The sequence below is a fragment of the Lutibacter sp. genome (genome assembly GCF_013041805.1).
Taxonomy (GTDB): domain Bacteria; phylum Bacteroidota; class Bacteroidia; order Flavobacteriales; family Flavobacteriaceae; genus Lutibacter.
The window spans coordinates 1-5,599 of record NZ_JABDRI010000086.1; the positions used below are offsets into that span (position 1 = coordinate 1).

The following is a 5,599-nucleotide window of genomic DNA, read 5'->3' on the forward strand; positions in this document are numbered from 1 at the left end:
ACACGTTCATTCATAGAGTATTTGGAATGATAAACAGATAAATATTCCCCAAAATAATATTGCAACCTTTCAATTAATTGTGTGGTTAAAGCAATCTCTGGCAACAAGTATAATACTTGCTTATCTTCTTCAAGTAATTGTTTAATTAACTTTACATAAATCTCTGTTTTTCCACTACTCGTAATTCCTTTTAGTAAGGTGGTTTGATGCGTATTGAAAGATGATTTTATTGCATTATATGCAGTTTCCTGATAGGTTGTTAATTCTTTAATTTGTTCAGATTTTCCATCAAAATTAATTCGATCTTTTTGAATAAAATAATACGTTAAAATGTCCTTATCGATTAAAGATTTCATGACAGCGGGAGACGTATTTGAAGCCTCTAAAAGTTGTATTGCTTTTATGGGTTTTTTAAGTGCATTTAACTGAAAATAAGCCAAAATAAGAGCGTGTTGTTTTTTTGCTCTACCTAGTAATTTTAACAATTCAGGTAGTTTTTCATTAGTATTCCACTCCTCATTTAACCGAACATATTTAACTAATTTGGGTTTGTATTGCTCATAAATATGCTCTTTAACAAGAACTACATGTTTGTCTAATAAACTTTTAATAATTGGAAAAATACTTTTTTTACCCAAAATCTCTATAATCTGAGAAATTGAAAGCCTTGGTTGAAACTGCAAAGCCTCAAAAATTAAATATTCTTCATGAGAAAGCTCTTCTTCTTTAGAAAAACTTTGAATCAATTCTAATTCCGTTTCGCTTTCTAATAAAAAAGCAGAAGGCAAAGCAGCTCTATACACTTCACCCAAAGTACACATATAATAAGTTGAAATCCACTCCCAATGTTTTAATTGAATCTCATTCACTAAGGGCGCATCATCTAATATTTGAAAAATTTCCTTTGCTTCATAGCCTATTGGAGCATTCTCATGAACCTTATACGCTAAAGCTGTATAAATTTTTGATTTACCAAATTCTACAGCTATACGCATTCCTTTTTTTAAGAAAACGGCTTCAGCATCAGTTATTTTGTAGGTAAATAACTTGTGCAGTGGAATTGGTAAAATAACGTCGATAAAGTAACTCAAATCAATTAAAAATTATTAAAAAGTAAAAGTATTAAAATCTATACAAAAACTGTGATTAATGTTACTTAAAAACACTGTTTATTGTAATTAAAGTTACTCTATTTATGTCTTATTTAGAATAATTTTACACAAAATTTAAATATACTAACTAAAATGAAAAAAGTTTTATTGGTTGCAATCTTAGTAATTAGTTTTATGAGTTGCAAAGAGGAGAAAAAAGAAAAAAAAGCGGAAGTAAATCCTGAATATGTCGCTTTACAAAAAACGGCATCGTCTATGTTTGGTAAACTTCCGGAAGTTGCAGATAACCCAGAAAATAAAGTAACTGATGAAAAAGTTGTTTTAGGGAAAAAATTATATTTTGACAATAGACTATCAAAAGATAATAAACAAAGTTGTAATTCATGTCATAATCTTGAAACCTATGGAGTTGATAATTTAAGTACTTCTCCTGGGAATGATGGAGGTTTTGGAACAAGAAACTCCCCTACTGTTTTTAACGCAGCATTACATATGGCGCAATTTTGGGATGGTAGAGAGCCAGATGTAGAAGCACAAGCAGGAGGACCGATTTTAAATCCAGTTGAAATGGCAATGCCAAGCGAAAAAGTAGTAGTGGAACGCCTATCTAAAATCGAGGAATACAATCAATTATTTTCTGAAGCATTCCCAGACGAAGAACAACCTATTAATTATAAAAATATTCAAAATGCTATTGGAGCTTTTGAAAGAAAATTAATAACACCTTCAAGATTTGATGATTTTATTGCTGGTGATTTAGATGCATTATCAACTATAGAAAAAGAAGGATTACAGTTATTTATTAGTACTGGTTGTGTAGCTTGTCATTCTGGAAATGTATTAGGTGGAAACATTTATCAAAAATTTGGAATATTTGATGATTATTGGAAATATACAAAAAGCACAAAAATAGATGAAGGTAAGTTTGAAGTAACAAAAAAAGAAGGTGATAAATATATTTTTAAGTCTCCTTCCTTAAGAAATATTGAAAAAACCTACCCTTACTTTCATGATGGAAGTGTAAAAGATTTAAAAGAAGCTGTTACTATTATGGCTAAATTACAATTAAACAAAGAACTTCCTGAAAATGAATTAGATGCCTTAGTCGCATTTTTAAATTCATTAACTGGTGAGTTGCCAAAAAACATTTAAAGTGTAAAAGCTTTATTTTTTTAATTTTAATGTTCTAATATGCCCAATTTCGTTGGGCATATTTTTTTGGCACGTTGTTTGTATTTAAGAAAGTGTTCAGCGCTAAGAACATAATGTAGTATGAACCTTTAAAATCTAATAGTATGAAAAACAAGATACTTATATTCGTAACCTTTGTAGTTGTAAGTGCAGCAGCATTTGCTTCAACATCTGCAACAACCACTAACCGTTATTACAATAATTTTGGTGATTCGTTCAATTTTGTAGAACGTGGCGTTACGTTCGCTGTTTTTCAAAATGGAGAGTTCGATTTTTTTATCAATCCAAGAAACAATGTACATGTTGGATACCAAAATAGAAATGTAAACATCAGTTTTAACGCTGGGTTTAATTATGATGCTTATGTACAATACGACCATTACGGTGCTATTATTCAAGTTGAAGATATTCCAATTTACTATGATTATTACGGAAGAGTTGATAGAATAGGAAATGTAAACATTAATTATGCACATGGAAGACTAGCGCGACTAGGCGGAATGAATATTTACTACAATAACTATGGTAACTATTCTCATTATTCAGGATATATTAATGTGTATAATCGTAACTATGTGTTTCATCCTTATCACAACTTCTTTGTTAGACCATTTTTTGAGTATAGAGTTGTAAGTTATAGACCATATAGATCAAATTATAGACCAAATAGATACACATATCACAGAGATCATTCTAGAAATAAATATTATAATAGTAACAATAAACGTTCTAATAGCAATACAAGATCAAGAGTGGCAACACAACAAATTCCTAAAAGGAAAACAGATAAAATTGCCCGAGTAGATAGAACGAATAGAAATACGGTACGTTCTAGTGCAAATACAATAAACACCAGATCAACCAATTCAAATGCTAATACTCGAAGAAATACATCTGTTACGAATAGAACAACTAGAGACACGAGATCAACAACTTCAAATTCTAATACAAGAAGAAATACATCTCTTGAGAACAGAACAACTAGAGATAATAGAACCATCACAAAAAGAGCACCAGAAAAATCAGTTCAAATGAAACGAACAACAACGGAGCGCAAACCAGTTAAAGTTCAAGAAAGAAGAACAATAGCTTCAAAAAATAATACAAGATCTACTCAAACTCAAAGATCGGTAAATACCGAAAAAAAGAGAGCAACATCATCAAGTAGAACACCTGTTAAAAGTGAAGTAAAAAGAACAAGTAGTAAAAGAAATAGTAGAAGTTAATAAATTGAGTTAGTTTTAAAAAAGGCTTTGCAAATTTGCAAAGCCTTTTTTTATAGTATGAAAGTAGCGCAATACCGCTATTCCATTTCTTCTTTAGGTAAATTCTTCTTCGCTTTTTTACTCCCTGCATACATATCATAACGTACAAATTTACAGTCTAAATCTCCATTTTTTACTGGGATTTTTCTTGAAGTTCGTAAACCTACATGCTTTAGCGCTTCAAAATCTGATGTAATAAACCAAACAGTAGAATCTGGATACCCATGTTTTAAGGTATCACCAATTTTTTTATAAAATTCTTGAACATCAACATTTAAGCGTTCTCCGTAAGGTGGGTTAAACAAAATTGTAGTTTGACCAAATACTTCTTTTACTGAGTTAAAAAAGTTGACGTGGTGAACACCAATAAACTCCTCTAAATTAGCATTTTTAATATTTTCTTTAGCCTTCACAATAGCGGAAGGTGCTTTGTCAAATCCCATAATTTTAAAATGGGAACTTCTAATTTTTTTCAATAAAGAATCCTGAATAATAAAAAATAAATCCTCATCGTAATCATTCCATTTTTCAAAGCCAAATTCTTTTCTATTAATGTTTGCAGGAATATTATTTGCAATCATTGCAGCTTCAATTAAAATAGTTCCTGAGCCACACATGGGGTCTATAAAATTACATTCACCTGTATAACCAGAAAGTAACACCAAACCAGCAGCCAATACTTCATTTATGGGTGCAATATTTGTTGAACTTCTATATCCTCTTTTATGCAAAGAATCTCCAGAACTATCTAACGACACAGAACAAACATCTTTTTGAATATGCACATGTACTTTTAAATCAGGATGTTTTACATCAACATTTGGACGTTTATGATACTTATGTCTAAAATAATCGGCAATGGCATCTTTAGATTTTAATGAAATATAATGAGAATTTGTGGTGAAATTTTTCGAATTAACAACTGCCCCAATAGAAAATGTTTGATCAACGTCCATATACCTTTCCCATTCAATCTTCATTAGTTTATTGTACAAATCATCTTCATCAGCCACTCTAAAACGTTTAATAGGTTTTAAAATTCTAATAGCGGTACGCAAAGCCATATTGGCTTTATACATAAAACCTTTATCACCTTTAAAAGTTACACTTCTTACTCCTGCTTCAACATCTTGAGCACCTAAGTTTTTAAGTTCAGTTACTAATAATTCTTCAAAACCAAACATGGTAGTTGCAACCATTCTAAAATCGTGATTCATACTCTAAATTTTTGCAAAAATACAGAAACATTTTCGATAATATGACTATCCAATCTTTTTGTATGGGATAAGAAATTAGATTGATCAATGAAACTATGCTTTAAACTCAAAACATTTTGTTATTTTTGTCAACCTTTAAATTTTTTATGACAGAAAAAAAAGAGTGGTTTGCATCATGGTTTAATACACCCTACTATCATATTTTATATGCTGATAGAGATTATTCTGAAGCGCGTGAATTTATGCAAAATGTGGTTGCTTTTTTAGCATTAAAAAAAGACGATATACTGTTAGACTTAGGCTGCGGAAAAGGTAGACACTCCATATTTTTAAATTCATTAGGTTTTCATGTGGTTGGAGCTGATTTGTCCAAAAATAGTATTCAAGAAGCTAAGCAATTTGAAAATGAGAAGTTGAAATTTATAGAGCATGATATGCGTAATCAGTTCAATAGTAAGTACAACGCTATTCTAAATTTATTTACAAGCTTTGGTTTTTTTGAAAATGACAAAGAAGACATTAACGTTTTGAAAAATATTAAAAACGGACTAAAAACAGAAGGAATTGCCATTATAGACTTTATGAATGTAAAAAAGGTAATTGCAAACTTAGTTGAGGAAGAAACTAAAACTATTCAAGGAATCACCTTTCAAATTACTAGGTACTTAAAAGATGGTTTTATAGTAAAAGAAATAAATTTTGAAGCTGAAGGAAAAAAGCATACTTATTTTGAAAAAGTTAAATGTTTAGACTTGCCAAAAATAAAGTCCTTTTTACATTTAGTAGATTTTAAAATAAAGCATACTTTTGGAAA

5 protein-coding genes are annotated in these 5,599 nt (G+C 30.0%); 3 read left to right on the forward strand and 2 right to left on the reverse strand.

The annotated features are described in order from the left end of the window. Positions 1–1,091: DEAD/DEAH box helicase family protein (locus HKP59_RS10660; protein ID WP_291806644.1), on the reverse strand; the 1,091-nt coding region annotated here is incomplete at its 3' end. 153 nt (positions 1,092–1,244) lie between these two features. On the opposite strand from HKP59_RS10660, the gene HKP59_RS10665 reads away from it, so the two are divergent. Next, the gene (locus HKP59_RS10665) at positions 1,245–2,264 is read left to right on the forward strand and encodes a cytochrome-c peroxidase (protein ID WP_291806647.1); all 1,020 of its coding nucleotides are present in this window, start codon (positions 1,245–1,247) and stop codon (positions 2,262–2,264) included. A 143-nt stretch (positions 2,265–2,407) separates the two neighbouring features. Further along, the gene (locus HKP59_RS10670; RefSeq protein WP_291806649.1) at positions 2,408–3,529 is read left to right on the forward strand and encodes a hypothetical protein; all 1,122 of its coding nucleotides are present in this window, start codon (positions 2,408–2,410) and stop codon (positions 3,527–3,529) included. A gap of 77 nt (positions 3,530–3,606) precedes the next feature. On the opposite strand, the gene HKP59_RS10675 is transcribed toward HKP59_RS10670, so the two are convergent. Continuing rightward, positions 3,607–4,785, reverse strand: a complete 1,179-nt coding sequence (locus tag HKP59_RS10675) for a class I SAM-dependent RNA methyltransferase (protein ID WP_291806652.1) — start codon at positions 4,783–4,785, stop codon at positions 3,607–3,609. 146 nt (positions 4,786–4,931) lie between these two features. On the opposite strand from HKP59_RS10675, the gene HKP59_RS10680 reads away from it, so the two are divergent. Next, the coding region (locus HKP59_RS10680; RefSeq protein WP_291806655.1) for a class I SAM-dependent methyltransferase at positions 4,932–5,599 on the forward strand (668 nt) is incomplete at its 3' end.